The sequence below is a fragment of the Rhodovarius crocodyli genome (assembly GCF_004005855.1).
GTDB classification, from domain to species: Bacteria; Pseudomonadota; Alphaproteobacteria; order Acetobacterales; family Acetobacteraceae; genus Rhodovarius; species Rhodovarius crocodyli.
On sequence record NZ_SACL01000011.1, the window covers coordinates 1 to 23,754 of the forward strand.

Consider the following 23,754-nt stretch of genomic DNA (forward strand, 5'->3'; position numbering starts at 1 on the left):
GCCGGCCTCCTGCTCGCGCAGGATCCCGATGATCTGCTCTTCCGTGAACCGTGATCGCTTCATTCGTCCGTCCTTGGGTCGGGCGGACTCCAGTTATTTTTGGAGGAGTCTCAGGGGGGCACGTCACACGCCACCGCGTGTCGTCAGCGGGCCGACCCTGCTGACCGGCATCTGCTTCTGCGAGAAGTGCGGCGGGGCCATGACGATCCGCACCGGCAAGGGCGGGCGCTATCGCTATTACACCTGCTCGATCAAGGCGCGGCAGGGCGAGACCGGCTGTTCCGGCCGCTCGATCCCGATGCCGCAGCTCGACGCCATCGTCTGCGATCATATCGAGAACCGGTTGCTCCAGCCCGAGCGGCTGGAGGAGATACTGGCCTCGATCCTCGACCGGCGTGAGGAGCGGGCCGATCGCCGACGCGAGCATATCGCCGAATTGAACCGGCGCGCGGCCGAGACCGAACTGCGCCTGAAGCGTCTCTACGAGGCGATCGAATCAGGTGTCGCCGATCTGAACGACCCGGCGCTGAAGGAGCGTGTCGTCGCCTTGCGCGCGCTGCGCGATCAGGCGCAGGCTGATTCGGAGCGGGCGCAGGCGCAGCTCGAAAGCTCCGGCCAGATGGCCGTGACGCCGGCCGCGCTGCGCAAGTTCGCGACCTCGGCCCGCAAGCGGCTCCGGCAGGACGGGGGCGGCTATCGGCGGGATCACCTGCGCGCCTTCGCCCAGCGCGTCGAGGTCGGCGAAAGCCATATCCGCATCATGGGATCGAAGGGAGAATTGCTGCGAACCCTGACGGCGGTTTCCGGTGGGAAATCGGCGGCAATCGGCGTGCCCACTATGGGACTGAAATGGCGGACAGGGTGGGATTCGAACCCACGGTAAGCTCACACCTACGCCGGTTTTCAAGACCGGTGCCTTCAACCTCTCGGCCACCTGTCCACTCGTAAAATCAGCGGGTTAAGAAAAAAACCGCTGTGTAGTCTTATCACTGTGCCGACTTTTGTGCCGACCCCCTTGAGGGAAGATCTTCACTCCGGCCGATCAACGAGCCATGCGGAATATACCTCAGTGGTGCGCACCGTGGAATGCCCGAGCCAGCGCGCCAGCCGATAGATCGAACCGCCCTTCTGCAGCCACCGGATTGCAAAGGTGTGCCGCAGGTCATGGAAGCGGAAATGGGCCACGTCGCAGCGCGCGTGGGCTTCTCTCCAGCGGTTCGCCACTTGGTTGAATCGCTCGCCGTCCCGATTCCGGAAGACGGGCTGGTCAGACCGGCCAGGCTGGCCCAACCACGTCATCAACAGCCGCCGGACGCTCGGCCTCATCTCGATGACACGCGGCGCCTTGGTCTTCGTCCGCGCGAAGGTGATGGTGCCGGCGGTGAAATTCACCTGGCCCCTCTCAAGGCTCGCCGCCTCCTCCTGCCGGCAGCCTGTCTTCGCCGCGAACCGCGACAGGGCGGCCAAGCCGGGGTTGGTCAGCTCCATCCGGAGGATCACGGTGGCCAGCTCGCGGAGCCGAACGGGCTTGATCGGCTCCCGCGTCTCCACCAGCCCGTCCTTCTGCTCGGGCACCGGGTCGTACTCGATCCAGCCCGCGCGGCGCGCGACCTTGAAGATGCGGCTGGCCACGGCCAGGTCACGGCGAACCGTCGCCTGGCTGCAGCCCGCGCCCATGCGCTCGGCGATGAAGTCATTGAGCTTGCCCTTGGTGATCTGCTTCAGGGTCAGCTCGCCGAATGCAGGGTCCAGCATGCGGATGGAGGCTTCGTAGCGGCGCCTGGTAGCCGGCCGGAGGCGCGGGAAGTCGATCTTCATCCACCGCTCGACCGCCTCTTCCCAGGTCCGTTTCTGTTCCGCCTCCGCCTTCACCGGGTCGGCGCGGATCTCCTCTGCTTCCCTCAGGAGCTTTTCGACGCGCCCTTTTGCGATTTTCGGACTACTTGTGCGTAGAGACCGCCGGATTTCTCGACCATTGACCTGGATCCGGGCCCAGATCGTGTCGCCCCTGAGAAAGGTGTTGTCAGGGAGTTGAGGCTGTTGTGTTGCCATTCGTTGGGAACCGCTCCATGGGTTACAATGTATTCCTTCACATCATATGCACGGAGCGTCCACCGAGATCCGATGCGCGATGCCGGCAGCTTGCCGGTGGCGATCAGCTTAGCGACCATCCGCCGGGATACGCCCATCAGCCGGGCGGCCTCCGGCGTCTGGATCCGGCGCTCGTCTTCAGGCGCAGGTGATGCGGGAAGAGGTTTGCTCATAGGTCGAAGAGGGGTCCGGCGCTGACCTTCGCCGGCGGCGCGGCCGGCGGGCGGGCCAGGGCAACCTCGCCACCGCAGCGCTCGGCCAAGCGGCGCTTGATGTCGCCGTAGTAGGTGGCGTCCGCCTCGATACCGATGGCGTCGAAGCCCTCCCGGAAGGCAGCTTCCAGGGTGCTGCCGCTGCCGCTGAACGGATCCAGGACGGTCCCGCCAGGCGGTGTCATCAGCCGCACCAGCCACTGCATGAGAGCGAGAGGCTTCACGGTCGGATGCTCGCTCCCTGCCCGGTCGTTCTCCCCGGCCTTGGCCGAATAGAAAAACCGGCTGGCGGTGCCGCGGTCGCCGTGGAAGGCGCCGGAAACCCGCTTCCGGTCTCCGAAAGCATTCTTGGTGGTCGCACTGGGCTCGTCGCCGCGCACCGGCGCGCGGGCGCCCTTGTCGGCGCCGAAGGCGGCGAACGCCTCCTCCACCTCATCCGAGCCGTCATGCAGCACATTGGCAGGCCAGCGATCAAGGCCCGGTTGCCGGTCCACGGCACGGAAGCCCCATTCGCCTTCACGAGAAGCGCGCTCAACGGGTTGACCGTCGCCCTTCACGCCCTGGTGCAGCCGATCGTCGGGCGCGAGCGGCACCCTGCTGGCGTCGATGTTCAGCCCGCCGGTCAGGTAGCGCAGCACGTTCCGGGGCACGCTGGACCATATCGGCTTGCGGGCCAGAACGATGGGTTCCCACGCGGGCTTCAGCGCGGTGCCCCACCCCTCCCACTGCGCCGCCACCGGGCCTGGCCCGAGCAGCTTCACAATGGACTTCGACACGTCATGGCTCTTCGGCCAGCCGGAGCCGTAGAGCCAGGCCAGGCAGTCGCGGATCTCGAATCCGGCATCCTCGATCGCCACCGCCATCCGGTGCCAGGTGCGGGTGCCCCCGAAGGCGCCCAGATGCCCGCCCGGCGGCAGCAGATCCCAGGCGAGGCGCCAAGTCGCCTTGCGGAAGGCGATGTCCGTGTCCCAGGTCTTACCCATGAAGCCGCGCGAGATGCGCTGGAAGGCGCCATCCGAGCCGAATGGGGTCTCCACCGCGTCATCGCCACCGAAGCGGTCGATGATGCTGGTCAGGTTATAGGGCGGGTCGGTGACAATGGCGTGCACCACCCTACCCTGCTCGGCCAGTCGCGCCATGACATCCACGCAGTCGGCATGGATCACCTCGATGGCCGGCCGGCGGGCGGTGGTGGCGTTATCCATGTGCCACCGCCCAGGCGAAGAGCTGCGGGATCCGCGATAGGTCAACATGGCAGGTGTGGCGCGTGTGGCCGTTCGCCAGGCGCTCGCCCGGGTGCATCTCCATGATCCGGCTGGCGTCGATGGCGTCGGCAAGAGCGATGCCGCTGAAGCTCGGCACCTCGCCTTCCTGCACGCCTTCGCGGATCATCCAGGCCTGCACCAGCCTGCTGTTGATCTCCTTCGCCTGGTCCAGGGTCATGGTGCTGTAGGGGAGCGGCGTCATCGCGGGTAAGTCTCCACCATGCTGGCCGCCACCGCCTTGCCCAGGTCGGTCAGGTAGAAGAACACCATGTCGGGCGTGCCATCGAGGAAGCTGGGGTTCATGCGGCTGGCGGCCGGCGGCGTGAAGATCAGCTCCTCGTAGGCGAGGCGCAGCAGGGTCATGTCGCTGGCATGGGTGGCGAAGTGGTCGCGGTAGCCGGGGTTGCGGCTTGTCACCCCATAGGCGTGGGCAATGGCATGCTTTTCGTCGTCGGTAAGGCGTTCCAGGACGGGATGAGGGTGGGACAACCACACGTCCCTTTCGGGCAGCCGGCGGGCACTCAACTCAGCCCAAAGGTTCCCTGACCAGCCACAGTCTTCCATCCTCGACACGAGTTGTGCCTTGGCCTTGGCTGCCGTTGGCGCATAGACGCAATCCGGCTCATCGGCTGAGGAGGCACGCACCTCATATGCCTTGCGGTGGCGGCCGATCATGGCTTGCTCCGCTTCTTGGGTTTCTCAGGGAGGTAGTAGGCTGGGATTGGGGGCAGCTCGATGCCGAGGGACTGGAACATCTCCGCCGTAGCCGCAGCCGCCTCCTTCGCATGCGCCTCCGCAGCGGCGGCGTGCGTAAAGGCGCCAGGCGTCACCTCCTGCACCTTCATCAGCAGCTTCAGCGTCTCCGCCATTTTCTCGGGGGTGTTCTTCCAGCCGTCGATCTGAACGCCGGCAGCGTCGAGAATGGCCGATATCCTCTCGGCGCCGGTGGCGCCGCGTTCCAGGCGCTCCTTCGCGGCGTCCATCTTCCATTTCAACTCGCGCTCGACGGCCTCACGCACCGCCGCATCATGGCTCCGCACCTGAATGGCCTGGCCGGCGCGCAGCAGCGCGGCAACGAAATGCCGGGGCAGGATGTCTTGGCGCTGGTGGCGGGCGGCCTGACGGCTGACGGTGATCTTCAGGTCGGCGCCGACCTTCATCAGGCCCCAGGCCACCGGGATATCGTCCGGCTCCACCGACATGCTTTGCGGCACCACCAGCCACCAGCAGTCGCAATACTGCGCGATCGCCTCAGCCTTCGCCGGTTCCAGCAGCTCGCGTTTCAGATCCTGCTTGGAGACCTTGATCTCGAAGCCCTCGATGCTGAGGCCACGGCTGGGCCACATGTTCATCATCACGGCATCGGCGTGCCGCTTCACATTGAAGCCGGTGCCGTCTGCCACCTCGAAGACGAGCACGCATTCACCGGCTGGGTAGCGGCGACGCAGTGCGTCGCAGATGTCCTGTGATCGCATGGCGCCCTCAGAACGGTATGCCATCGTCGTAGGAAGGGGTTGCCCCCTGTTCCGACGCCGGGCTGTTGAGCGTTGTGACGGTCAGGCCGCGGACTGCGGCAACCTTCAGGGCCTCCAACACGAAGAAGGGCCTGCCGGGGTTCCGCTCCGCCAGGCGTCGGGCCTCCCGCTCCGCGCTCTCTTCCGTGTCATGACGATGGGAAGGCGGGCGCTGGCCAGTCGGGCACCAGACCAGCCAGAATTTCTCGGGATGAGCCATGTCAGGCCTCGTGCTTCGCGGTGGTGGCCGGCTGGGGCGGCCAGGGCAGCAGCTCGGTGCCGCCGGGGATGTAGAGGGGATGGCGGGGCTTGCCGCCCTTGGTCAGGCCAAGATGGAAGGCGGGCACCTCGGCCTTCGCGATCAGCTCGCGGGCGCGGGCCACGCGGTCCGGCCGGGCATGGGCGCCCCAGGCGCAGATCACCCTTTCGCTTCTGGACAGCGTTGCCTGAATGCACTCGTCATTCACCGGCCCGACCGGATCGGGGTGGGTCCACAGGGCCTCGGGCTGCGGGCTTCGCAGCGCATAGAGGTTCACCACCACCAGGGAGCTGAATCCCCACGCCCATGAGAAGGCCATGACGCGCCGCAGGGTCGGATCGTCCTGCGCCGCGTCGGCCGTCGAAGGGTTGAGCATGATCCAGGAGACGCCCGGGCGCCGGATGGCTGCCACCCCCGACTTCACCCGGCCGAGGGTGTAGCGATAGGTGCCGCAGGTGCTGAGGTGGGCCGTGTAGCCCTCCTTCGGGATCAGCAGCTCGCTCATGCCGCCACCTTCGCCGGAGCGTCGATGTTCCGGATCTCGACGCGGCCAGCCATCGCGACCACCTCGGGGTTGGCTGCCCAAGCGTCAGGTCCGTGTAGCTCATCCCAGAAGGCGGAAAGCGCCGCCTGCGGGGAAGAGTGGCAGAGGCCGCAAAGGTCATATCCGAAGCCCGGAACCACGAAGCAGTTGGGGCGTATCATCTTCACCCCTTCCGCCAGGCAGTCCGCGGTGCTGATGCGGTGAAGGGGCTCGCGCTTGACCTCTTCAACCAGCATGGTGATGCGCGATGCCCAGCGCGGGAGGTAGAAGGGTGCGCGCCAGGGGCCCTTTCCGGCATCCGTCCCGCCATTCGTGGATCCCACCGGGAAATCCACGCAGCTGTGCCCGCGCGCATCTTCGTCCAGGCGTGGATCCTCTTTCGGGATTGTGCGGGCTGGCCACCATTCCTCGCCGTCGCGCGAGCCATACCAGAGGTTCCATGCCTCCCTCGCCCATAGGCGGTCGCCTGGCTTCACCTTCTGCCAGACCGAGGGTCGGAAGCTGCCGGCTCTCCCAAGCAGCACCACGACATTGCGCGGGACCGCGCGGGCCGGCTGCCCTTCCTTCGGCGGCTCGGGCGAGTAGTCCGACCATGCCAGCCGCCGCGTCATCGTCTTCTGGCCGGCAAGCAGGGCCAGGATCATCGGGGCGCTGAAGATGATGGGGTAGTCAGCCATGGTCCGCCTCCACAGGCGCGGTGGCGGGCGCGGGCGCGTCAATGTTGCGCTTCACCAGTCGGACCCTGGCCGCGGCGACCCAAGGATTCTCCTCCCAGGTCGCGGCGCCCAGCCGCTCGATGCAGTGAGCCTTCCACGCTGCCAGGCCGGCGGTCACCGGCTTGAAGTCGTAGATGCTGCGCGCCAGGCCCTCGGCGCAGATCTCGCCGAGCGTGGTGTCGTGAAGCCGCTCGCACCGGACGCTCTCGACATGCAGGGTCAGGCGCGACGCCCAGCGCGGCATACGGTCGGGGCGGCGCACCTGCGCCTCGATGAGCTCCGGGCTTCCGGCGAGGTAGTTGACCGGGGTGGCCGGCAACCGCTTCGCATCGGTCCCGTCGAAGCTGTGATGGACGGCCCACGGCTCGCGCACCCACAGCCGGTCGCGCTGCTGGAACGGTGCCAGAATGCACGTTGCGGTCTTCGGATGGTGGATGCCGACAAGGCTCGGCACCTCCACGCGCTCGCCGCGCACGATGCGGAAGACGCCCACGCCCCCGAGGCTGGTGTGCTCCCACGAGCTCAGGTTGCCCGAACCCACCTTGGCGCGAACGCGCGGCATGATCCTGATGATCGCCCGGACCATGGTCTTGCGGCCGTCCAGCAGCGCCATCACCTCGTCAGGGCTCATGTTGATGGAGTGGTCAGCCATGAGCGTCGGCCCCCTTCCAATTCCAGAAGCCTTGCGCGCCGGTGGCGGGGACCGGCGGTTCCAGCGCCCGCACCTCCTCCATCGGCCAGGCGAACATCTGGTGGTTGATCCGGTCGCTATCGACGTATCTGGCCGGCAACTGGCTCGCCAGGATGGGCGTGCCGAGGCGAACGGTGCACACGATGTGGCTGAGCGGCAGCGCCAGGCCGGCAAGGCAGCGTTCTAGCAGCTCGATGGAGGGCTCGACTTCGAGACCTGTGCCCATCTCACCTTCCTTGCGGAGCATCAGAAGCAGCTCCTTCAGCTCGTCTTTCTTCATCGGGCGCGCGCCGGCGTGAATGGCCAGGCGCCTGCCGACCAAGCTCTTCGGCGCCGGCCACTTGCGGAACTCCCACGGCTTCAGCTTCAGGGCGATCAGCGTGGCCCAGGGCTGCCAGACCGTAATGGCGGGGATCGTGTCAGCCATGCCCGAGCTCCTTCCGCGCATTGGCCAGCGCCGCGTTCAGCCGGGCCATGGCATCGTGGCTGCCACCGGGCTTGTCCGGATGCGCTGCGCGGGCGAGGCGCCTATGAGCCTCCTCTGCGTCGGCGAGGGTGGCGCCCGGCGCCAGGCCGAGCGCGGCGCGCCAGGCCTCCGGCGGCGGAAGCGCAGTCAGGCCCGTGAACATGCGGTGCAGCATGTGCTTCGCGCCCCAGCGTTCCAGGCCGCGCAGCGCCTCGATCGACTTCGCGATGGCGCGCAGATTCCCGGCGACGCTGTTCCAGCGGTCGCACGGGATGGCGATCGCCAGCCCGTTCCGGGTGCAGTAGGCCACCACGCCGGGATCCCGAGGGCTTTCCACGCCCAGGGTGACATCGCTTGACAGCACCACGTTGCTTGCGCCGAAGCGCCCCAGCTCTGCCTGGCACTCGCGGAGCGCGTTGGTCAGCGAAGGGTCGTTGCGGGCAGCCCAGCGCTCGCGCTGCCCGCCCGGCGTCCGCGGGAAGCCGTCTGGCCAGGCCAAGGGGAAGGCGGTCGGGGTCCAGCTCATGATCCGGCCACCGCCTTCGGCCCGAACATCTCCCGCGTCTTGATCAGGTCAGCGGCGTGCGCTTCCCGGTCCCAAGGCCAGGGGATGACGATGGCCAGCAGCAGGATGTCGTGCTCGGCCTTATTGATGGCGGAGTTGAACTGGTTGTGCTGGTTGCAGAGCCACACCGCATGCTCGAAATTCTCGGCGGCGTGCACATCATCCGGCCCGAGGACGTTCACGCACCACAGCAGCTTGGCGCGCTGGCTCTCCTGATAGTGGTGCCGGCGCCATTGCCGGAAATGGTGCACCCCCTGCGCCAGCGCGCGGTCCATCTCGTCAGGGGTAGGCCAGCGGATGTCCGCCGGCACCGGGAAATGGGGTCTGCTCAGGCGGAACGCTGGGTCGTTCTCCGCCTCCGACCCGACGCCAAGGACGAATTGCCCGCGGCGCGACCGCAGATGGAAGGGGGTGCCATCAATGGTGCCCTCGACATCGGTTCTGCCGAGCGTAGCCGACCTGTTGGCGATGACGGTGCCCGCGTCCAGCGGCGGGATAGGCGGGGTTCTCATGCGACGGGCTCCGCGGCTGCGGGCGCGGTGGTGGCCAGATCGGCATCCATCAGCGCGTCAATGTTGTGGGGGATGACGCGCACCGACATGGCGCACATCCAGCTATCGGCGGTCGCGCCCGGCATGCTCCACCGAAGCGCGGCATGGGCGGAAGGCAGCACGGGCCCGGTCCAGGGAAGGTCCGAGACCCAGCCGCCCCGGTGCTCCGGGAAGCCCATGCCCTGGGCCATCTCCTCGGTGATGTCGGCCAGGCGAAGCACCTGCACGGCCAGCACCTGCAGCGTGAGCCGGCTGTAGGGCCGCCCCATTGAGGAGCTGGACCGCCAGCGCGGGCCCTCGCCCATCTCGCGCGCTTCGTCGGCGGGCCACTGGCCCGGATAATCGGTGCAGCCGGGCGGCAGGTCAGCCCGAAATTCGAGCCGGCACTCGTCGGCCGGCACCGGGTTCTCCTCCGGCCAGACCAAGCCCCAGGTCTCCTTGACCCACACCAGGTCGCCGGGCGCGGCCAGCACCGGGAACACCGGCAGACACTGCCGATCATCGACGGTCCACCAGCACCAGTGCCGGCTCATGCGGCGCGGGTTCAGCTCGCTGGCCCGGCCGTTGCAGTAGGCGTCCAGGTATGGCGCGGGGTGCTTCGGCGGGTGCACCGCGCTGCTGGTCGGCGCGGGCGGCACCGTCACGGGCATCAGGACGAAGCGCAGCGTGCCCTTCCTGACGGCGCGGATCTGGCGCGCCATCAGCCTGATGGAGGTGGCCTCCTTGCGGGCGGTGGCGGCGTTCATTTCCCGCGCGCCCACTCGGCATAGTCGCGGGAATAGGCCACGGACCACCCGAACTTCTTCCGGAGATCTCTCCCGCCCCCACCACGGCGGACGATGGCCGTGGCCTCGGCGAAATCCTGCTGGTTGGCCGGATCATCGGGATCCGGGTCGCCGTCCTCAATGCCGCGCGGCGGGCCGCCCTTGGGCACCACCGGCGTCTGCGCGGCCGCCGGCGAGGGCTTCGGCGCGGCAGCTTTGGGCGCGCCACCCACCTTCCACTTGCTCGTCTCGGCCAGCCTGCGAATGGCCAGCGGGGTCACGCCGTACCGTTCCGCGATGCCGGGCACGGGATCGCCCTTCTCGAACAGCCCCTGGATCACCCGGCGCTCGGCGGGCGTCAGATCGGTGACGCTGCGCGCTTGCGCTGCTGCCGGCGGCGGCGCCTGCTGGATCTCGATGCTGGTGACGGACGCTGGCGCGGCAGCGGCATCGCCAGGATCCTGCTCGGCCGCCCGCTTCGCCTGGCGCTCTGCCATCGCGGCAGAACGGCGCTTCGCCGAAGCCTCAAGGTTGCGGCGCCCAACTGCCGTGCGGCACCAGACGCGGAAGGCCTCATCCCAATCGAGCTTCTGCGCCTTGTGGCTCACCTCCGTCAGCCAGAAGCGGCGAAAGGCGTGGGCTTCCAGGTCAGCGTCGAGCTGCTGGCCATCGGCGTAGCCGCGCAGCTCGTCGGACATGGCCCAGCTCTCGGGGATACGCGTCGGCTCGGCGCGCGGCTGGGGGGCCACGGGCGCTGCCTCCGGCACCGGCCCAGGCGCGGGCGGCGCGTCCGGGTCAGATGGCGCTTCGAGGGTCGCTTCAGCCTCGGGCTCGACGTGCGCGACGAGCTCCTGAGCCTCCTCGGGAGCGGCGGGCTCAGCCGCCGGCGCGGCGGCCGCCTCCTCGACGCTGGCCAGTGCTTCCACCGCGGCCACCTCGGCCGCCGCAGGCGCATCTTCGATCAGCAGCAGCTCGCCCGGCTCATCCTCTCCCGCTTCGCACGGCTCGGCGGTGGGGCCTGCCTCTTCCGCCTCGGCCATGGCGGCGACTTCGCCGGTGGCCGGTTCTTCGGTCGGCGGGGTCTCGATCATCGGCGCCAGCTCGGACGCGACCTCGTTGCCGGACCAGGCAAGGGGATCCACCTCAGCGGCGATGGAAAGCTGGGCTTCCGCCCCGGCCAGCGGCTCGACAGCAGGGGTGTCGAAGACATACCGAAGAGGCTGGATGTCGCTGGCGTCGGTCTGGTGCCACGCGGTGACGAAGGCGTTGCGTTCCTCCTCGGTCATGACGGGGAGTGACAGCTCGCCGTCACCAGTGACGATCCCGGTGTCACCGATCGTCACCAGCACATCGTCGGGGGCGTAACGCTGCGGGCTGACCGCCTCCGGCATCAGCGCCGCCACTTCGACGGCTGCGCACGGCGGCTCGCTGACCTGGACCGGGATGGCAGGCGGGCTCCTGTTGGCAGGCACCTTGTTCAGCAGTTCGGCGTTCGCGTCGCGCCAGCGATCCAGGCGCGCATCGTCAGGCAGGGTCGGCGCGGCGCTCGGCGTGAACGGGCCCAACTCGGGTGCCTCGGGTGCCTTGCCGGCGGCGAAGCCGGAGAAGTCTTCGGGCGTGCCGGTGAAGCCCGCCAGCAGCCCATCCGCAGCGGTGGCGCTCGCGTGCGCCTCCACCCTACGCTCCTCAGCCTGGCGCGCGTCCAGGTCCATCCGGTCAGCGGCCTCCTCGGCCGCCTCAGCGTCGGTTTCCAGATCGCTGGTCAGATAGCTGGCCATGTCGCGCATCTGGCGGCGGCCTTCCAGCAGCCCCTCGCGAAGACCGGCGGCGTAGGCGCGAAGCTCCGCTTGCGTGCGGAAACGCTCATAGGTGCGGCGCATCAGCGGAACCACATGCTGCAAAGGTTGCGATGGAAGGCACCGGCGTCGCCGCGCCTCATGGCGTCGGTCAATTCGGCGATCGCGCCGATGACCTCCTTGTCCGCCGGCGCTCGGGTGGTGCGCTGTTCCTGGCGGAACAGCTCGGCCGTGCGCATCAGTGCGTAGCGGTCCTGGACGCTGATCGGCGTCAACGGATGCGGCATGCTCAAGGCCGCCGTGGGGTTGTCCATGGGAGGTCTCACTTGTTCTTGGCGCGGGGCGGCAGGCCGAGGGCGTGCGCGCGGCTGTTGACGCTCTGGGCGTTGGCCATGCCGAGGGCTTCGGCCATGGCGTCGGCAGCGACGCCGGTTTCCCAGAGATGGGTGAAGGCGGTGGCATCGACGTGCCGCCGGAAGCGCGGGCCGAAGCCCATGGCGTGCGCGCGGTTCGACACGGCACGCTCGTTGGGGAAGCCGAACTCGGCCTGCATCTCGGCCAGGCTGGCGCGGCCGTGCCACATGGCCCGGAAGGCGATGGCGTCGATCGGGTTCATGCCGTGACGCGGCACGGGCGCGGCGGGCTCGGCTGCCATGGCACGGCGGATCTCCATCGCCATCGAGAGCCGGCCCTGCGCATAGGCGTCATCGGCGATGCGCTGGGCGAGATCCGCGATCACCAGGGCGTTCTTCCTCGGCGGGAGGGGTGACATGGCATTCACCGGGGCAGTTCCGCGGCCATGCAGCCGGCGGAGGTGAAGTAGATGAAGCGGCGGCTTTCCGGCTCGCGCACGCGGTAGAGGCGGACGCCATCAACGCCTCCGACATGCGTGGGAACCTGGCGCCGCATGACCGCAGCGCGCTGTTCCTCATGGAGGCGGGTTCGCTCACTGAACGCGGTCTCGCCGTCCGCGGCGCCATCAGGCCGGCAGGCCGACAGCAGCAGCACCAGGACCAGGGCGGCGGCCAGCAGCACGGCGGTGGGAGGCACCAGTTCCCGGAGAAGGCGGGCGACGGTCCTCACTGGACCTTCGCCTGCTGCTCGGTGGCGGCCAGATAGGCGCCGATCTCGCCGCCCAGCTCGTGGACAAGCTGCGCCAGCATCTGCTGGGTAACGGCCAGCCACGCATCGTAGGGCGCGCCCATCTGCTCCGGCCGCGCCATGAAGTGCGTCATGGTGGCCAACACGCTGTCGCGCAGGCGGATTTCGGGGGCGAGCTTGCTGTAGAGGACGGCGTGCAGCTCCTGAAGGCGCGTCATCCTGGCTTCCCAGGCCTGGGGAACGAAGGTGGTAGGCTCGGCGTGCACGCCCTCGATCCAGTGCTGCACCATGCGCAGCATGAGGCGGCCTTCAGCGTCGAGCACGGGCGGCAGGATGGGCTCCGCCCCCGGCTCGGCGGCGGGAGCGGTGGAATTCTCGGTGGTCACGGTCGGCTGTTGCCTTGTGCGGGGCGCCTTGCGGGGGCGGGCGCGGTGGTGGCTGGACGGGGGGTGAAGACCGGGCCGGCGAGACACGCGACCATGTGCCAGGTGCGGTCAGGCGGGAGGCCGGCTTCGGTGATGGCGGCCGCCTCGTGGCAGGTTGAGGCGGTGACTTCGCGGGCCACGCAGAGCATGGCGCGCGACGGCGCGGCGGGCGGCTGACACAGGTAGGCGAGCATCAGCACCGTGCCGCTCATGCGGAACCGGCCGTGGGTGTGGCGGCGGATAGCGCGATGGCCTGGGGGCTCGGCTCTTCGGCGAACAGGTCGCGGTAGAAAAGGATGATCTCCGCGGCGACGGCGAACTCTTGATCTGCCGAGTTGCCGGTCTCGCCCATGGTGAGCAATTCACCCAGCATGGCACAGACGGCGCAGATGGCGGCTCCTCGGGGAAAGCCGTGGGCCTTCGGATAGACCACATCGCCCAACGCCTTCACGATGCTGGCGAGGGTCGCACCATCGACTTCGGCCATGGCCAGTTGAGCGAGGCGCTTGGCCTCTGCCGGCGGAAATCGGACGGTCATGCTGAACCGACCGTGGGCGGAAATTCGAGCTCAGCCGGCTTCTTGTGGATGAAGCCGAACGAATGCTCGATCAGGTTCGCCGCGACCATGGCCTGGAACCCATCATCACCGGCCAACCCAATGCTTCTGGCCACCAGCGCGCACGCCGCCGTTATGGCCATCAGCGCCTCGTTGCCCGGGAGGCCGAATGACCGCAGCAAATCGGCCACCGCCCGGATCGCTCCATCGACGCGAGGCCACTCGCACATCACCCCGAAGGACTCCGCGAGGTTACGCGCCAGAAGAACGCGCTCCTCCGACGACGCTGCCTGGATCCGCTGAGACAGCGCGGCAATCTGCTCGGCTCGCTCGGCGGGCGTGGCGTTTGCCACGGCCAGGAACAAGGCGTTCATCTCTTCCGGGCTCATGCGGCACCTTTCGGCTTGCCGAGGCGAGCCGCCTGGCGGGCAGTGACGGCCATGTCATGGCCACCGGCGAGCGCACGAAGGTGCTCCCGGACCAGAAGCCCGGCAGCGCCGACCATGGCGTCCGGCGCAACCGCCGGATCCAGCACGTCCACGCCCGGCATGGCCCGCTCTTTGATGGTGGCGGCGGTGGACAGGGCCAGCGCTGAGAAAACCGTCCCCAGATGCTGGCCATAGAGCAGCGCGCGGATCTGCTGTGCCAAGGCGAAGGTCACCGTGGGATCGGCGGTTTCCATGATGTAGGTGCTGAGGGCGGGTGCGGCCTGTTTCATCCGATGCGAGCCCCCATCAGGCGCCCGGCCGCACGCGCGATGGCGCGGGAAGCGGTGGTGGCGGTCGGCAGCCCTCGGCCGAAGCCGATGGTCAGCAGGCGGGCGGCGTCACCGCAGGGTGTGAGGCGACAGTGGTGGCTGCGGCAGCGCGGCATAATGTCGCCGGGGCCGAAGGCGGTGCTGTTCGGGCCGCCCGCCCGGCCGGAGGCGAACACGCCGTACAGAACGATGGAGAGGCCGAGGCCCGAGTGCGTCCGGGTCTCGGTCTGGCGCATCACCTCCTCAACGGTGATGTTGATCACCGAGTTCTGCGGCAGCAGGCGCCAGGCGCGCATGGCGGGCGAGTAGGCGCCGCCGGAGACGATGTGTTCCGGTTGCCGGAGGACGGGCGCGAGTCGGCGCGCCAGCCTTCCAGTGAGGAAAGCGGGGATCTTCATGGCCAGGCTCCCGATATGATGAGGGTGATGGAGGCCGCCAGGCTGAGGGCGATGAGCAGGAAGCCTGCTGCGAAGGCCATGCTGGCGGTGCGGCGGTTGTCCGTGGTCATCGCCACCACTCCCGCGAGGAGGGTCAGGGCGATCGTGACCATGGAGACGAAGGAGGAGGCTGCGCGCGCGTTCACGGTCACATGCCCAGCGCGCGGCGATACAGATCGCGAAGCGTTTCCAGCTCCTCGATCTCGGCAGCGTCTTTTTTCCGCTGCGCGACGATGATCTTGATGGTCTTCGGGCAGAAGCCGGCGGACTTGGCTTCGGCGTAGATGTCCTTGATGTCAGAACCGATTGCCGCGCGCTCTTCCAGAAGGCGCTCGATCCGCTCCACCAGGGAACGGAGGCGTTCTGCCGCGATGAGATTACCCTTGCGGGTGTTCTCCGGGTTGCGCCCGCCGAGGTAGTCGTCTTCTAAATCGGTCTGACTCATATTCCCTCACTCCATGGGGGATATGAGCCTTCATAGAGGAAGGATTTGAAGTCAGTCAAGCGCGATGGCGGATTTTCCTCCATAACTCATGACAATGGCGCCGAATCCTCCTTCAAACTCTTAACTGGCGGTTAACAGCCAGCTTCCGGCAACGGCGGCTTCGTTTCCTCCGTGGTGAGCGCTGCCTCGGGGCCAGTCTCCGGCGCCGCTGGTGACGCCGAGTCTGCGGCCTCGGCCTCGGGGGGCTTCGGATTGCCTCCGGCGGCTTCCTCTTCAAACAAGGTAATGTCCGAAGCGGATACGCCGACCACCTCATGGGTAGCCAGATTGACGCCCTGCTGCGCCGCGACGCGCAGCGCACGGCGGGTGACATCGTTCGTGAGGGAGAGGATGACGCCTTTGATGGCCGCCAGCGCCGGCGCCTGCGGCGAATGGTCGGGCTGGACCGGCGAGATGGCGAGCACGGCCTGTTGGCAGGCCTGCATGCCCATCAGGCGCTCGGTCATGTGGATGATCGCCGCATCGCTATGCGGGATGGTCTTCTTCACGCTGGGGTCTCCGGTGGGGGATGAGCCCCAGCCGTAAGCCCGCGCGCAGCGCGCCAGCAATGACGCTGCGTTTAGTCCATTCTCGGGACGCCGAGCGGTGCCTAGGCAGCTCGAATGGCGCGAATCCGCCAAAGCTGGCCGTCGCCAACAGGGCGCGCGTTCTCGCTGCCTTCCAGGACTGCCTGGCCGGCGCCGCCCGTGTTCGGGATCAGCACCCCGACGCTTTCGAGCTCGCCTTCTGCGATCAGCGCGACCAAATCACCCAGCTTCGCGCTGTCGGTCGGCTCGCAGATCAGCACGCTGCGCGGCTGAAGGAGCACGCCATGCTGGCGCGTCAGGGTGATGGCGACGGCCTTTTCCGTCACGCCTTCCAGGGTCTCCGCCAGCGGAAAGCGCTCGCTACCGCCAGCGCCTTCGCGCATGTGCTCCACCTGCGCGCCCATCATCTTCGAGCAGCGGCTGGCGGCGGCTGGCCGGTCGGCCGTTGGCCGCTCCGGCGCGGGCCGGCCGGCAATGGAATCTGGCAGCATCTTGGCGCCAGGCCCTGCAAGCAGTTCCTCTGGAATAGAGAGAAGCTGCGCCAGGTCGCGGCGCTCGTGTGGTGGCAGCACCCGGGGGGATCCACGCTGAACAAACTGGCCAAGGTAGCTCTCTGCGCGGCCGATGGACGCGGAAAGCTGCCTTAGCGATAGCCCAGCCTTCTGCGCGGCTTCGACAAGCGCTACGCGGTCTGGACTTGCGCCACGCTTCAGAGAAAGCGGCCTCATGCTGGATCCTCTTCGTGGGATTATTCCCGTCACGGGGGATTAAGTCGGGGAAATCCTGCTGTGCAGCAATACCCCTTCCAAGAAGGAAATCAACAAGAGTTTGTTGCGGCTCCTAAATATGGAGGATAATCCTTCGTTCATGAAGGATATGACTGAAGCCGTTGAGACGTTCTTGCGCGCCTATCCGGAAGTGCGGCCATACCAGTTTGGCAGGAAGGCGCTCGGGGATCCCAAATTCGTCGCGCAGGTTCGGTCGGGCCGCCTGGTCCGACCCGACACCTTCAAGAAGGTCAGCGACTGGATGGCCGCCTATGCCGCCAAGCGCCGGGATGATGAGAAGGCTCGCCGTGCCGACCGGCACCGCATGGAGAAGCTGGCGGGGCTGGCCGCGCCAACAGAAGAACTGAGCGCCGAGCAGCCGGTGCCCTAGGCGATGCCCGCACCAGCCTACTCGCTCTGGCTGGCGGGCATCGTCACCCCGACCCTGAACCAGACGCTCCGCCAGCATTGGCGACAGCGCGGGCAGAAGACGCGCGCCATGGCCTGGGCCATACGTGCGGCGGTTGGGCGTGCCGGATTGCCGGCCACCCCGCTCATGCGGGCCCGCGTGGAGATCGAGCGCCGGTCGGCAGGGCCTGGCGCCGATACCGATGGCCTGGTCGGCGGCTGCAAAGGGCTGATCGACTGCCTGCTGCCGATGGTGGAGAAGCGCCGGCCCTACGGGCTGGGCTTCGTCCATGACGACAGCCCGAAGCACATGGAGCTGGTGGTTCGGGCCTGCCGCGTTCCGCGCGCCGATGTCGGCACGCTGGTCATCATCACCCCTCTGGATTGGCCCACATCATGAAGGCGATGCCGTGGCTCCGGGTCTACACGGAGATGCCCGGGGATATGAAGCTGCGCCGCGTCGCGAAACTGGCTCGGGCGCCTATGGCCAGCGTGCTCTCGGTGTGGGTCTGCATGCTGTGCCACGCGGGCGGCCACGCCGGCGACAGCCGGGGCACCCTGGCCGGCTGGGATGACGGGACGATCGCCACCGGCCTGGATCTCGAAGACGAGCAAGTCACCGCGATCCACGACGCCATGCAGGGGCTGCTTCTGGCGGGCGAGGTGCTGATCGGCTGGGAGCGGCGGCAGGGCGAGCTTCAGCCAGCCGATGGCAAGCCGGCCAGCACCTCGGCCGAGCGCATGCGTCGAATGCGTGAGCGAAAGGCGGAAAATGCTCGCGGTGACGGCGTGACAAATGTGACGCCAGAAGTGACGCATGTGACGCCAGCGGTGACGGTGGTGACAACGCCCGGGGCTGCGGTGACGCCTGTTACGGATGTGACGCCCCTAGAAGAGAGAAGAGAAGAAGAGAAGAAGAAGGGTTGTTCTGATCCTGGGGAGGGGGTGCAGGGGGATGTGACGCAGCGCGCGGAGCGCACGCCCCCGCCCCAGCCGAACCTGCCCACGCTTTCGGCGCCGAAGCCGAAGGAGAAGCCGCCGCACTTCCTGCCGGCGGATTGGTCGCCGCGCCTCGATGACCTGACCCTGGCTGCAACCAAGGGCCTGGACGGGCAGGCGGAGGCAACCTCCTTCCGCGACTACTGGATGAGCGAGGGCGGCGCCCGCGCCAAGAAGCGGGATTGGGATGCGGCCTTCCGCGTCTGGCTCGGGCGTAGCTCGCGACCATCTGCCGGCGGCATGGGCGTTCAGCCACCCCGCGGCCCGCGCCCCCCTACGCCCTCGGCGCAGGAGCGCGCTGATTCGCGGCATGCCGAGGCGGTGGATGAGCTGGGCCGCTACCTGAGCGGCGACCCGCTGGACGCGGGCTATGGCGCCAGCGTGGTGATCGACGGATGAGCGGCGAAGACGAACCCCGCATGCTCGGCCAGATGCTGACCGGTGGCGGTCAGTCCCGCGAGATCTCCATTCCCTCACGCCCGGTCGATCTGCCGCCGCGGCTGGCCGGTGCCCTGCGGGATCTGTCCTACCCGGCGATGCCCCGGACGGTGGCGGTCGATGTCCGCGACGAGGCCTGGCGGCTGCTGCCGGCGGCGGAAGCGGCCTGCGCGCCTGCCACCGCGCGGCAGTGGGCCCTCTTCCTGGGCCCGCTGATCTTGCTGCGCGTTGCCCGCTACCCGGAGAAGGATGTGGGCAAGCAGATGGAGCTGCTGGCCAGGTTCCTGACCTCGGTGCCGGCCCGCGTGCTGACCGAGGCGCGGCAGGCAGAGGCAACCCGCCGCTTTCACTACTGGCCAAGCGTCAAGGAACTGGCCGAGTGGCTCGAACCGGCTGGCGCGGGCCTGCGCGACCGAGTGATGGCGCTGCGCCGCCTGGCCTCGGCGCCGGTGGCGGCCAAGCCCGAGAAGGCCGCCGCCGTCCAGGCGCGGGCGCTGTCCGATCTCGCATCCGAGCTGCGCGTGAACGCCATGCAGCGCGACGCGGTGCTGCGCGACGCCCGAAAGGTGCGCGCCGCTCCCGTGGCGGTGGAGGCGCGCAACGCCGGCTACGAGGCCGCCGCCCGAAAGGCTGAGGCCGAGGGCGATCCTGCCCGGGCCGCACGACTTCGCCTGGGGATCCGCCCCACGGCCATGAACCCGAACATCGAAGGGAAAGCGCAATGAGCGAGCAGACTGCCCCTGGCCCGGATCGAGAGCTGCGGAAAATGATCCCGCATGAAGGGCCCGGCACCACGGTCGAAACCCTAAGCAGCCTCAATCTACTTGGCCTGCTGGGCTTCCTTGAAGACGCGCGCAGATGCCGTATCTTCGCGACGCCCGGCAACCCTGGGCTTGAGCTGACCCCAAGCGGCCAGGCACTGCTGGTGGAGGCGGTCACGCGGCTGATCGGCCAGGCTGCGACAAGCCCGCGCGCCGCCTACGCAGAACGAATGCTCCGCGGGCCTGATTGCACGCTCACGGTCGAGAAGGTAGCGGACAATCTCGTCGGCCTTCGCTCAGGACGGGACGGTCACGAGGCCGTGGAGTTGCTGAGCTGCGCGGAGGCCAAGAAGCTTGGCCAGATGCTGCTGAATGTCGGCCAGCGCTCGGTGGCTGAAGCGGCCGCCTCTCCCACGGAACCGGACGGTATGCTGGCCTACGCGCTGGCCATCCAGAACCCTAGCCGCGAGGATCCGAACTGGCCGCTTCCCAGCTTTGATGCCCAGGATTGGGCGACGGCCTTCTGCGAGAAGAACCCCGGCGTTGATGAGGGCGTTGCTCTGGCGTGGTTCTCGAACGCCCTGATGCGCGGGTTTGACGAGCACGCATACCGCCAGAGCGGCGGTGGCAGCAAATGCGCGCCGGTCCGCGCCGCGGCCGCACCCGGGGAGCTGTCGCGGCAGGCCGCGCGGAGGGATGCTGCGAAGCTCGACGCTTCGCTGCAGGCCCGTCGCGACAACGCCATGGAGGCCTACTGCAGCGCCAGCAGCCGCGAAGAGAAAGAACGCTGCTGGGGCCAGGCGCAGGCCTACCGCGACGCGCTGACGCTGCTGCGCGACCTTCAGGCGAAGCTTACGAAGGCCGACACGGTGGCGGCTGAGGTGGCGGCATGAGCGCGCCCCTGGCACGCGGTGGCATGAGCAGGCTGCCGCCAAACCGCCCCACGGATGGCCAGATCCTGGCCGCGCTGGGGTCCACCGGCGCCCGCGCCTGGCGTATCGCCAACCGCTTCGGAGAAGAAATCACGCCCCGCTACATCCGCGTCAGGCTTAACGCCATGGAGAAGCGAGGGCTGGTGACGCGCGGGGTATCCAAGGTCGTGCCTACTGACATCCACTGGATGCGTGCGGTGGCGGACACGCCGAAGGAAGGTGCCGCATGAGGAGGCTCAGCACCCTTTCAGCGCTGGGCATGACCACGCTGCTGATGAGCACGCCGGCGGTCATCACGGAGCCCGCTGCCCGTGTCGAAGTGAGGCCCGCGCCGCCGGAGGCGCCGCGCGCGCCAATGCCCGCATTGCCTCCCAACCCCAACAGCCCGCGCGCCAGCGTGCCGGGCAGCGTGCGCCGGCGCCTGGCGCGCCAGGGAGGTGGCAATGTGTAAGTGCACCCCAGAGGTCCGCACCCCGTTTTGCAGCAAGCCGGGCTGCGGCTGGCCCGCCCAAACCTCTGCGGCGCCCGCCGCGGAGATCTGGGACGGCAGGCCTGAGCGGCCAGAGCTGTCGCGCAAGCACTACGTCGCGCTGCGGAATCCGCGTCTGACGCGGGAAGGCGGACACCTCATCGCCTGGGAGGCTGGCGAAGGTGGATACTGGTGGCATTACGCGCTGGGCGAGCGATGGAGTCCGGCGGAGGTGGCCGCGAAATGGCGCTACATCGGCCCGTGGCGGGATCCCGAGCTGGTCGAGACCGCCATCACCAAGCTGCAGGCCATCATGGATTGGGCGGACACGGTGGAGGCGCGGCCGCAGCTTTTCGCGAGCGGCGGGCCGGCGGGCAACCTGCGTGGCCCGGTCTTCGATGACGCGCGGGCGGTGCTGGCGGCTATGGATGGAGGGCTGCTTGCGCCGGCGCTGGTCGAACTATCCGGAAATTCCGGGGGGGTGGCTTGCGGGTTCGATCCGAGGCCCATGGCTATGGCAGCGACCGATCATGATGTCCGAATGCTCCGGCTGGCGCTGAAGCGAGACAAGGATCTCGGGCGTTCTCAGGCGCGCATCCCCTTCGACATGCTTGCTGCCCTGTTCGCCCGCATCGAGGAGGATGCAGTCGCTCTTCAAGGGCTGGGGAAGGCCGTGGCACGAGAAGCATCGGAGGCCTTCAAAGGCAACGTTGCCGCGGTCAGCCTGGCCGGGCTCAACACCATGGACGTGCAGCCCCTGCTGATGGCGGTGCAATCTTGGGACATCAGCACCGGCCGGGCGCGCGAGCTTCTGCGATGCTGGATCCTGGGCACCTTCTCACCGGAGATGCTGCCGCCCATGAAAGACCTGGGGCTGGCGGAAACTGACGATCCTGGTGACGTGCTGCTCGGGATGCGCGCCGCCCGCGAAGCTGATGCTCGGGCGTTGGAGGTGCGCGCGGCCGAGGTGGAAGCCGATCTTGCCGCACGAAGCCAGACCGCCGGCAAGGATGAGCGGAACGGCCTGAGTGACCTGGCTCGCGAGCTGCGCGCCCAGGCCGCGGCCATCCGCGCCCGCGGCCACCATTCTCCCGGCGCCGGGCAAATGGTCGCGGCGCCTATCCAGGTCTGGCCCTTCCATGAAGCGCCAGAGGCCCTGCGCGAGCTCTCCACCAATGGCGGCGATGAGGACTGGCTGGTGCTGATCGCGGCGGGCACTCGCTGGGTGGAGGAGACGCCCATGTGGTTGGAAGAGGGGCGCGGGGGCTTCGGGGTGTGCTGTGTCCTTCGGTTCTCGCAGCCTGACGGCTCTGTCGTCCTGATCGGCTGCCACTCATGATCCGCCGCCTCGAAACTCGCCTGTGCAACTGGCTGACGCGGCGCCGCGACGAGCGGACCGAGGAGCGCGTGGGGGGGTCTCAGAAGTGCCCCTGGTGCCGGCAGTGGACCCATATGTCGCCCGGCTGGGGACTGACGGAATGGGCCGAAGATCCAAGCCTGGATGTCCTGACCTGCGGCGTCTGCGGCGGAACCAGCGCCTGGCTGTTCGGCCCGGTCATGATCGCGATGGGGCCCCTTGTCCCTCCTGCGCCGGAGCCGGACTTCCCCGATGAGCTGCGGCGCAAGCCGCCAATCATGGCACCCGAGCTGAGCGACGATCTGCGACGTGCGGTATGGCGGGCCCAATACGAGCACAAGCGGGCGGAGAAGTACCCCAACGTTACCGACGAAGAGATCGCGGCACTGGTGGAGGCGAGGATTGCTGACGCTGGCCAGGCCGCCATGGACCGCGCGGCGTATGCGGCTCAGCTCGCGTTCGTGCAGCGGGCGTCTCTGCCGGGAGGCGAGCATGGGTGATCCGGTCCTTGAGGCGGGCAGGCGTCCCGTCCTACGCGCGCTCCTTCGCTGCTACGAATGTGCCGAGGACGGGCAGGATACCGATGTCGGCCGAGACATGCTCGGGAAGCTGGTGGCCGCCGGCTGGCTCACGAAGGACGGCAGGAATCGGTGGCAATTCACAATCGCCGGGCAAGCCATCGTTACAGCCATCGACGCCATCCCCGGCATGCGGGATGTGGTCGAAGAACGCGCGGTCGTGTTGCCGATCGGGTCGAAAACTCCCGTGGCGGATATGCTCGAAGCCTGCGCGCGTGAGGGCCGTGTCGTCCCGCCTGGCACCTATCATCCCGAGCGAGACCTGAACCTGCATGGGGCCACCCTCATAGGCTCCGGTCCTGGCAGGAGCGTAATTCGCTTCTTTCCGCCCTTCGAGGACTGGGGTGGGAACCTTGGCTAAGGCGTCGCGGCATAGAGAGGCGTCGGGCCACCTCGTCCGCCACCGCGTGGTCATTAAGCCGCTGTGCCTCCTGATAGGCGTGGGCGCCCTGCTGGCTGTGCCTTGGCACCCCGAGCTCGCGCCGATGTTGTGGCTCGGGGGCGGTCTGGCGCTGCTCGACTTCATCATCGGGCTGGTCTGGGGCAGATAGCCCCAGCGCCGCCTTCCAATGGACTTTCGTAAACATGACATTCGGCATGAAGACTTTCGGATTGGCACCTGTGAGGGTTCTGCCCCGGTGATCGAGCAAACCCTTGCCGAACTCAGGGCTGCCGGGTGGCGCCTGAACAACCTGTATGAGCATGACAATGGCCAATGGGTGGCGAACGCCCGCCGCCCGGCTGCTGACGGCGGCACGGACATCGACTTCGCGCGCGGCGACTGTGCGGTCGAAGCGTTGCGGACGCTGACCGCTAAGCTGGGCATGGCGCAGCACGCGCCCGCCTTCCACGTGCCGGCGGTCGCCGCGGTCTCGCCGCATCCTCAGCGACCAGCGTCACCTGCACCACCTGCACCACCTGCACCCGGAGCCATCGCGCAGGGCGAGCTGTTCTAGGGACCATGGGAATGCGAGCACATGCCGCCCTCGCTCTGATGGGCCTCGCCCTCGTCGCTTGGTCCACCGCCGCGGCCTTCGGGCCGAGCGGTGAGATGATCGCCTTCATCTCCACGCTGGTCTGCTGCCTGCTGGCGGTGCTGGTCCTCCCGATCAACGGTCCGGCCGCAGATCCGGCGTGCCCGGCCCGCGCCCGGCCGATTTCTCAATTTCGCCGGCCAGATCCCCGGCTTGCCCGGAAATTCCCGCCCCGCCGTGCGGTCGCGACCGGGAACCGCCCGGACACGGCCGGGCACAGGCCGGTCTAGGCGAAGCGGGCAGGAAGAGCGCAGCATGCTGGCCTCCAT

Annotated in this window: 40 protein-coding genes, 1 tRNA gene and 1 pseudogene; 13 read left to right on the forward strand and 29 right to left on the reverse strand. The window is 68.2% G+C overall.

The window, feature by feature from the left end; all coding sequences use genetic code 11:
• Positions 1–43 precede the first annotated feature (43 nt).
• Complete coding sequence (locus tag EOD42_RS22150) at positions 44–883, forward strand: zinc ribbon domain-containing protein (protein WP_276318166.1); 840 nt, start codon at positions 44–46, stop codon at positions 881–883.
• Here the strand turns inward: EOD42_RS22150 and EOD42_RS22155 are convergent.
• The 29 genes and pseudogenes from EOD42_RS22155 to EOD42_RS22295 form a co-directional block, all read right to left on the reverse strand.
• Positions 851–940 (reverse strand) — tRNA-Ser (locus EOD42_RS22155). The genes EOD42_RS22150 and EOD42_RS22155 overlap by 33 nt on opposite strands.
• Positions 941–1,029: 89 nt before the next feature.
• Positions 1,030–2,052, reverse strand: coding sequence for a tyrosine-type recombinase/integrase (locus EOD42_RS22160; protein WP_127789777.1), 1,023 nt, complete (start codon positions 2,050–2,052; stop codon positions 1,030–1,032).
• A gap of 38 nt (positions 2,053–2,090) precedes the next feature.
• Positions 2,091–2,264, reverse strand: a pseudogene (locus EOD42_RS26685) (helix-turn-helix domain-containing protein); the annotation flags it as partial.
• Positions 2,261–3,508, reverse strand: a complete 1,248-nt coding sequence (locus tag EOD42_RS22170) for a DNA-methyltransferase (RefSeq protein WP_164868076.1) — start codon at positions 3,506–3,508, stop codon at positions 2,261–2,263. The gene EOD42_RS22170 and the pseudogene EOD42_RS26685, both read right to left, overlap by 4 nt.
• A complete protein-coding gene (locus tag EOD42_RS22175) occupies positions 3,501–3,770 on the reverse strand; it encodes a hypothetical protein (protein ID WP_127789780.1) in 270 nt (89 codons plus the stop codon). The genes EOD42_RS22170 and EOD42_RS22175 overlap by 8 nt, the downstream gene beginning before the upstream one ends.
• Positions 3,767–4,243: a hypothetical protein gene (locus EOD42_RS22180; RefSeq protein WP_127789781.1), complete on the reverse strand. Its 477-nt coding sequence runs from the start codon at positions 4,241–4,243 to the stop codon at positions 3,767–3,769. Before EOD42_RS22180 ends, EOD42_RS22175 begins: the two co-directional genes overlap by 4 nt.
• Positions 4,240–5,043, reverse strand: a complete 804-nt coding sequence (locus EOD42_RS22185) for a hypothetical protein (RefSeq protein WP_127789782.1) — start codon at positions 5,041–5,043, stop codon at positions 4,240–4,242. Before EOD42_RS22185 ends, EOD42_RS22180 begins: the two co-directional genes overlap by 4 nt.
• A gap of 7 nt (positions 5,044–5,050) precedes the next feature.
• Positions 5,051–5,302, reverse strand: a complete 252-nt coding sequence (locus tag EOD42_RS22190) for a hypothetical protein (protein WP_127789783.1) — start codon at positions 5,300–5,302, stop codon at positions 5,051–5,053.
• 1 nt (position 5,303) lies between these two features.
• Positions 5,304–5,846, reverse strand: a complete 543-nt coding sequence (locus tag EOD42_RS22195; protein WP_127789784.1) for a DUF1643 domain-containing protein — start codon at positions 5,844–5,846, stop codon at positions 5,304–5,306.
• Positions 5,843–6,562 carry a hypothetical protein gene (locus tag EOD42_RS22200; RefSeq protein WP_127789785.1) on the reverse strand — a complete coding sequence of 240 codons (720 nt, stop codon included), beginning with the start codon at positions 6,560–6,562 and terminating at the stop codon, positions 5,843–5,845. The genes EOD42_RS22195 and EOD42_RS22200 overlap by 4 nt, the downstream gene beginning before the upstream one ends.
• A complete protein-coding gene (locus tag EOD42_RS22205) occupies positions 6,555–7,253 on the reverse strand; it encodes a hypothetical protein (RefSeq protein ID WP_127789786.1) in 699 nt (232 codons plus the stop codon). Before EOD42_RS22205 ends, EOD42_RS22200 begins: the two co-directional genes overlap by 8 nt.
• Positions 7,246–7,719 carry an ASCH domain-containing protein gene (locus EOD42_RS22210; RefSeq protein WP_127789787.1) on the reverse strand — a complete coding sequence of 158 codons (474 nt, stop codon included), beginning with the start codon at positions 7,717–7,719 and terminating at the stop codon, positions 7,246–7,248. Before EOD42_RS22210 ends, EOD42_RS22205 begins: the two co-directional genes overlap by 8 nt.
• Positions 7,712–8,284, reverse strand: a complete 573-nt coding sequence (locus EOD42_RS22215) for a J domain-containing protein (protein WP_127789788.1) — start codon at positions 8,282–8,284, stop codon at positions 7,712–7,714. The genes EOD42_RS22210 and EOD42_RS22215 overlap by 8 nt, the downstream gene beginning before the upstream one ends.
• The gene (locus EOD42_RS22220) at positions 8,281–8,835 is read right to left on the reverse strand and encodes a hypothetical protein (RefSeq protein WP_127789789.1); all 555 of its coding nucleotides are present in this window, start codon (positions 8,833–8,835) and stop codon (positions 8,281–8,283) included. Before EOD42_RS22220 ends, EOD42_RS22215 begins: the two co-directional genes overlap by 4 nt.
• Entirely contained in the window at positions 8,832–9,620 is a 789-nt protein-coding gene (locus EOD42_RS22225; protein ID WP_127789790.1) for a hypothetical protein, read from the reverse strand. Before EOD42_RS22225 ends, EOD42_RS22220 begins: the two co-directional genes overlap by 4 nt.
• Complete coding sequence (locus EOD42_RS22230; RefSeq protein ID WP_127789791.1) at positions 9,617–11,518, reverse strand: sigma-70 RNA polymerase sigma factor region 4 domain-containing protein; 1,902 nt, start codon at positions 11,516–11,518, stop codon at positions 9,617–9,619. Before EOD42_RS22230 ends, EOD42_RS22225 begins: the two co-directional genes overlap by 4 nt.
• Positions 11,518–11,748 carry a hypothetical protein gene (locus EOD42_RS22235; protein WP_127789792.1) on the reverse strand — a complete coding sequence of 77 codons (231 nt, stop codon included), beginning with the start codon at positions 11,746–11,748 and terminating at the stop codon, positions 11,518–11,520. The genes EOD42_RS22230 and EOD42_RS22235 overlap by 1 nt, the downstream gene beginning before the upstream one ends.
• An 8-nt stretch (positions 11,749–11,756) precedes the next feature.
• Positions 11,757–12,206, reverse strand: coding sequence for a hypothetical protein (locus EOD42_RS22240; protein WP_127789793.1), 450 nt, complete (start codon positions 12,204–12,206; stop codon positions 11,757–11,759).
• A gap of 5 nt (positions 12,207–12,211) precedes the next feature.
• Positions 12,212–12,517 carry a hypothetical protein gene (locus EOD42_RS22245; protein WP_127789794.1) on the reverse strand — a complete coding sequence of 102 codons (306 nt, stop codon included), beginning with the start codon at positions 12,515–12,517 and terminating at the stop codon, positions 12,212–12,214.
• Positions 12,514–12,921 carry a hypothetical protein gene (locus EOD42_RS22250; RefSeq protein ID WP_127789795.1) on the reverse strand — a complete coding sequence of 136 codons (408 nt, stop codon included), beginning with the start codon at positions 12,919–12,921 and terminating at the stop codon, positions 12,514–12,516. Before EOD42_RS22250 ends, EOD42_RS22245 begins: the two co-directional genes overlap by 4 nt.
• On the reverse strand, positions 12,918–13,172 hold the full coding sequence (locus EOD42_RS22255; protein ID WP_127789796.1) for a hypothetical protein: 255 nt from the start codon (positions 13,170–13,172) through the stop codon (positions 12,918–12,920). Before EOD42_RS22255 ends, EOD42_RS22250 begins: the two co-directional genes overlap by 4 nt.
• Positions 13,169–13,498: a hypothetical protein gene (locus tag EOD42_RS22260; RefSeq protein WP_127789797.1), complete on the reverse strand. Its 330-nt coding sequence runs from the start codon at positions 13,496–13,498 to the stop codon at positions 13,169–13,171. The genes EOD42_RS22255 and EOD42_RS22260 overlap by 4 nt, the downstream gene beginning before the upstream one ends.
• Complete coding sequence (locus tag EOD42_RS22265) at positions 13,495–13,905, reverse strand: hypothetical protein (protein ID WP_127789798.1); 411 nt, start codon at positions 13,903–13,905, stop codon at positions 13,495–13,497. The genes EOD42_RS22260 and EOD42_RS22265 overlap by 4 nt, the downstream gene beginning before the upstream one ends.
• Entirely contained in the window at positions 13,902–14,234 is a 333-nt protein-coding gene (locus tag EOD42_RS22270; protein WP_127789799.1) for a hypothetical protein, read from the reverse strand. The genes EOD42_RS22265 and EOD42_RS22270 overlap by 4 nt, the downstream gene beginning before the upstream one ends.
• Positions 14,231–14,671 carry a hypothetical protein gene (locus EOD42_RS22275; protein WP_127789800.1) on the reverse strand — a complete coding sequence of 147 codons (441 nt, stop codon included), beginning with the start codon at positions 14,669–14,671 and terminating at the stop codon, positions 14,231–14,233. Before EOD42_RS22275 ends, EOD42_RS22270 begins: the two co-directional genes overlap by 4 nt.
• Entirely contained in the window at positions 14,668–14,856 is a 189-nt protein-coding gene (locus EOD42_RS22280) for a hypothetical protein (protein ID WP_127789801.1), read from the reverse strand. Before EOD42_RS22280 ends, EOD42_RS22275 begins: the two co-directional genes overlap by 4 nt.
• A gap of 2 nt (positions 14,857–14,858) precedes the next feature.
• On the reverse strand, positions 14,859–15,155 hold the full coding sequence (locus EOD42_RS22285; RefSeq protein WP_127789802.1) for a DUF2312 domain-containing protein: 297 nt from the start codon (positions 15,153–15,155) through the stop codon (positions 14,859–14,861).
• Between the two features lie 131 nt (positions 15,156–15,286).
• Positions 15,287–15,703 (reverse strand): hypothetical protein, encoded by a 417-nt coding sequence (locus tag EOD42_RS22290; RefSeq protein WP_127789803.1) that lies wholly within the window; start codon positions 15,701–15,703, stop codon positions 15,287–15,289.
• 101 nt (positions 15,704–15,804) lie between these two features.
• The gene (locus EOD42_RS22295) at positions 15,805–16,314 is read right to left on the reverse strand and encodes a hypothetical protein (protein WP_127789804.1); all 510 of its coding nucleotides are present in this window, start codon (positions 16,312–16,314) and stop codon (positions 15,805–15,807) included.
• 295 nt (positions 16,315–16,609) lie between these two features.
• Here EOD42_RS22295 and EOD42_RS22300 point away from each other — a divergent pair, with 295 nt between their 5' ends.
• From EOD42_RS22300 to EOD42_RS22355, 12 genes are all read left to right on the forward strand, one after another.
• Positions 16,610–16,900: a hypothetical protein gene (locus EOD42_RS22300; RefSeq protein WP_127789805.1), complete on the forward strand. Its 291-nt coding sequence runs from the start codon at positions 16,610–16,612 to the stop codon at positions 16,898–16,900.
• A gap of 3 nt (positions 16,901–16,903) precedes the next feature.
• Positions 16,904–17,317 carry a hypothetical protein gene (locus EOD42_RS22305; protein ID WP_127789806.1) on the forward strand — a complete coding sequence of 138 codons (414 nt, stop codon included), beginning with the start codon at positions 16,904–16,906 and terminating at the stop codon, positions 17,315–17,317.
• Positions 17,314–18,315, forward strand: coding sequence for a hypothetical protein (locus EOD42_RS22310; RefSeq protein ID WP_127789807.1), 1,002 nt, complete (start codon positions 17,314–17,316; stop codon positions 18,313–18,315). Before EOD42_RS22305 ends, EOD42_RS22310 begins: the two co-directional genes overlap by 4 nt.
• Positions 18,312–19,079 (forward strand): hypothetical protein, encoded by a 768-nt coding sequence (locus tag EOD42_RS22315; protein ID WP_127789808.1) that lies wholly within the window; start codon positions 18,312–18,314, stop codon positions 19,077–19,079. Before EOD42_RS22310 ends, EOD42_RS22315 begins: the two co-directional genes overlap by 4 nt.
• Positions 19,076–20,008, forward strand: coding sequence for a hypothetical protein (locus tag EOD42_RS22320; RefSeq protein ID WP_127789809.1), 933 nt, complete (start codon positions 19,076–19,078; stop codon positions 20,006–20,008). Before EOD42_RS22315 ends, EOD42_RS22320 begins: the two co-directional genes overlap by 4 nt.
• On the forward strand, positions 20,005–20,277 hold the full coding sequence (locus EOD42_RS22325) for a hypothetical protein (protein WP_127789810.1): 273 nt from the start codon (positions 20,005–20,007) through the stop codon (positions 20,275–20,277). The genes EOD42_RS22320 and EOD42_RS22325 overlap by 4 nt, the downstream gene beginning before the upstream one ends.
• Positions 20,274–20,498: a hypothetical protein gene (locus EOD42_RS22330; RefSeq protein WP_127789811.1), complete on the forward strand. Its 225-nt coding sequence runs from the start codon at positions 20,274–20,276 to the stop codon at positions 20,496–20,498. Before EOD42_RS22325 ends, EOD42_RS22330 begins: the two co-directional genes overlap by 4 nt.
• On the forward strand, positions 20,491–21,855 hold the full coding sequence (locus EOD42_RS22335; RefSeq protein ID WP_127789812.1) for a hypothetical protein: 1,365 nt from the start codon (positions 20,491–20,493) through the stop codon (positions 21,853–21,855). Before EOD42_RS22330 ends, EOD42_RS22335 begins: the two co-directional genes overlap by 8 nt.
• Positions 21,852–22,373, forward strand: a complete 522-nt coding sequence (locus tag EOD42_RS22340) for a hypothetical protein (RefSeq protein WP_127789813.1) — start codon at positions 21,852–21,854, stop codon at positions 22,371–22,373. The genes EOD42_RS22335 and EOD42_RS22340 overlap by 4 nt, the downstream gene beginning before the upstream one ends.
• Positions 22,366–22,812, forward strand: a complete 447-nt coding sequence (locus tag EOD42_RS22345; protein ID WP_127789814.1) for a hypothetical protein — start codon at positions 22,366–22,368, stop codon at positions 22,810–22,812. Before EOD42_RS22340 ends, EOD42_RS22345 begins: the two co-directional genes overlap by 8 nt.
• Before the next feature lie 277 nt (positions 22,813–23,089).
• Positions 23,090–23,407 carry a hypothetical protein gene (locus tag EOD42_RS22350; protein ID WP_127789815.1) on the forward strand — a complete coding sequence of 106 codons (318 nt, stop codon included), beginning with the start codon at positions 23,090–23,092 and terminating at the stop codon, positions 23,405–23,407.
• Positions 23,408–23,418: 11 nt separating this feature from the next.
• Positions 23,419–23,715 (forward strand): hypothetical protein, encoded by a 297-nt coding sequence (locus tag EOD42_RS22355; RefSeq protein ID WP_127789816.1) that lies wholly within the window; start codon positions 23,419–23,421, stop codon positions 23,713–23,715.
• Positions 23,716–23,754 lie beyond the last annotated feature (39 nt).

Coding starts and splice junctions, on each gene's coding strand:
- EOD42_RS22160 (WP_127789777.1), bottom strand. CDS start 2,052: ATGGCAACACAACAGCCTCAACTCCCTGACAACACCTTTCTCAGGGGC.
- EOD42_RS22170 (WP_164868076.1), bottom strand. CDS start 3,508: ATGGATAACGCCACCACCGCCCGCCGGCCGGCCATCGAGGTGATCCAT.
- EOD42_RS22175 (WP_127789780.1), bottom strand. CDS start 3,770: ATGACGCCGCTCCCCTACAGCACCATGACCCTGGACCAGGCGAAGGAG.
- EOD42_RS22180 (WP_127789781.1), bottom strand. CDS start 4,243: ATGATCGGCCGCCACCGCAAGGCATATGAGGTGCGTGCCTCCTCAGCC.
- EOD42_RS22185 (WP_127789782.1), bottom strand. CDS start 5,043: ATGCGATCACAGGACATCTGCGACGCACTGCGTCGCCGCTACCCAGCC.
- EOD42_RS22190 (WP_127789783.1), bottom strand. CDS start 5,302: ATGGCTCATCCCGAGAAATTCTGGCTGGTCTGGTGCCCGACTGGCCAG.
- EOD42_RS22195 (WP_127789784.1), bottom strand. CDS start 5,846: ATGAGCGAGCTGCTGATCCCGAAGGAGGGCTACACGGCCCACCTCAGC.
- EOD42_RS22200 (WP_127789785.1), bottom strand. CDS start 6,562: ATGGCTGACTACCCCATCATCTTCAGCGCCCCGATGATCCTGGCCCTG.
- EOD42_RS22205 (WP_127789786.1), bottom strand. CDS start 7,253: ATGGCTGACCACTCCATCAACATGAGCCCTGACGAGGTGATGGCGCTG.
- EOD42_RS22210 (WP_127789787.1), bottom strand. CDS start 7,719: ATGGCTGACACGATCCCCGCCATTACGGTCTGGCAGCCCTGGGCCACG.
- EOD42_RS22215 (WP_127789788.1), bottom strand. CDS start 8,284: ATGAGCTGGACCCCGACCGCCTTCCCCTTGGCCTGGCCAGACGGCTTC.
- EOD42_RS22220 (WP_127789789.1), bottom strand. CDS start 8,835: ATGAGAACCCCGCCTATCCCGCCGCTGGACGCGGGCACCGTCATCGCC.
- EOD42_RS22225 (WP_127789790.1), bottom strand. CDS start 9,620: ATGAACGCCGCCACCGCCCGCAAGGAGGCCACCTCCATCAGGCTGATG.
- EOD42_RS22230 (WP_127789791.1), bottom strand. CDS start 11,518: ATGCGCCGCACCTATGAGCGTTTCCGCACGCAAGCGGAGCTTCGCGCC.
- EOD42_RS22235 (WP_127789792.1), bottom strand. CDS start 11,748: ATGGACAACCCCACGGCGGCCTTGAGCATGCCGCATCCGTTGACGCCG.
- EOD42_RS22240 (WP_127789793.1), bottom strand. CDS start 12,206: ATGTCACCCCTCCCGCCGAGGAAGAACGCCCTGGTGATCGCGGATCTC.
- EOD42_RS22255 (WP_127789796.1), bottom strand. CDS start 13,172: ATGAGCGGCACGGTGCTGATGCTCGCCTACCTGTGTCAGCCGCCCGCC.
- EOD42_RS22260 (WP_127789797.1), bottom strand. CDS start 13,498: ATGACCGTCCGATTTCCGCCGGCAGAGGCCAAGCGCCTCGCTCAACTG.
- EOD42_RS22265 (WP_127789798.1), bottom strand. CDS start 13,905: ATGAGCCCGGAAGAGATGAACGCCTTGTTCCTGGCCGTGGCAAACGCC.
- EOD42_RS22270 (WP_127789799.1), bottom strand. CDS start 14,234: ATGAAACAGGCCGCACCCGCCCTCAGCACCTACATCATGGAAACCGCC.
- EOD42_RS22275 (WP_127789800.1), bottom strand. CDS start 14,671: ATGAAGATCCCCGCTTTCCTCACTGGAAGGCTGGCGCGCCGACTCGCG.
- EOD42_RS22285 (WP_127789802.1), bottom strand. CDS start 15,155: ATGAGTCAGACCGATTTAGAAGACGACTACCTCGGCGGGCGCAACCCG.
- EOD42_RS22300 (WP_127789805.1), top strand. CDS start 16,610: ATGAAGGATATGACTGAAGCCGTTGAGACGTTCTTGCGCGCCTATCCG.
- EOD42_RS22305 (WP_127789806.1), top strand. CDS start 16,904: ATGCCCGCACCAGCCTACTCGCTCTGGCTGGCGGGCATCGTCACCCCG.
- EOD42_RS22310 (WP_127789807.1), top strand. CDS start 17,314: ATGAAGGCGATGCCGTGGCTCCGGGTCTACACGGAGATGCCCGGGGAT.
- EOD42_RS22315 (WP_127789808.1), top strand. CDS start 18,312: ATGAGCGGCGAAGACGAACCCCGCATGCTCGGCCAGATGCTGACCGGT.
- EOD42_RS22320 (WP_127789809.1), top strand. CDS start 19,076: ATGAGCGAGCAGACTGCCCCTGGCCCGGATCGAGAGCTGCGGAAAATG.
- EOD42_RS22325 (WP_127789810.1), top strand. CDS start 20,005: ATGAGCGCGCCCCTGGCACGCGGTGGCATGAGCAGGCTGCCGCCAAAC.
- EOD42_RS22330 (WP_127789811.1), top strand. CDS start 20,274: ATGAGGAGGCTCAGCACCCTTTCAGCGCTGGGCATGACCACGCTGCTG.
- EOD42_RS22335 (WP_127789812.1), top strand. CDS start 20,491: ATGTGTAAGTGCACCCCAGAGGTCCGCACCCCGTTTTGCAGCAAGCCG.
- EOD42_RS22340 (WP_127789813.1), top strand. CDS start 21,852: ATGATCCGCCGCCTCGAAACTCGCCTGTGCAACTGGCTGACGCGGCGC.
- EOD42_RS22345 (WP_127789814.1), top strand. CDS start 22,366: ATGGGTGATCCGGTCCTTGAGGCGGGCAGGCGTCCCGTCCTACGCGCG.
- EOD42_RS22355 (WP_127789816.1), top strand. CDS start 23,419: ATGCGAGCACATGCCGCCCTCGCTCTGATGGGCCTCGCCCTCGTCGCT.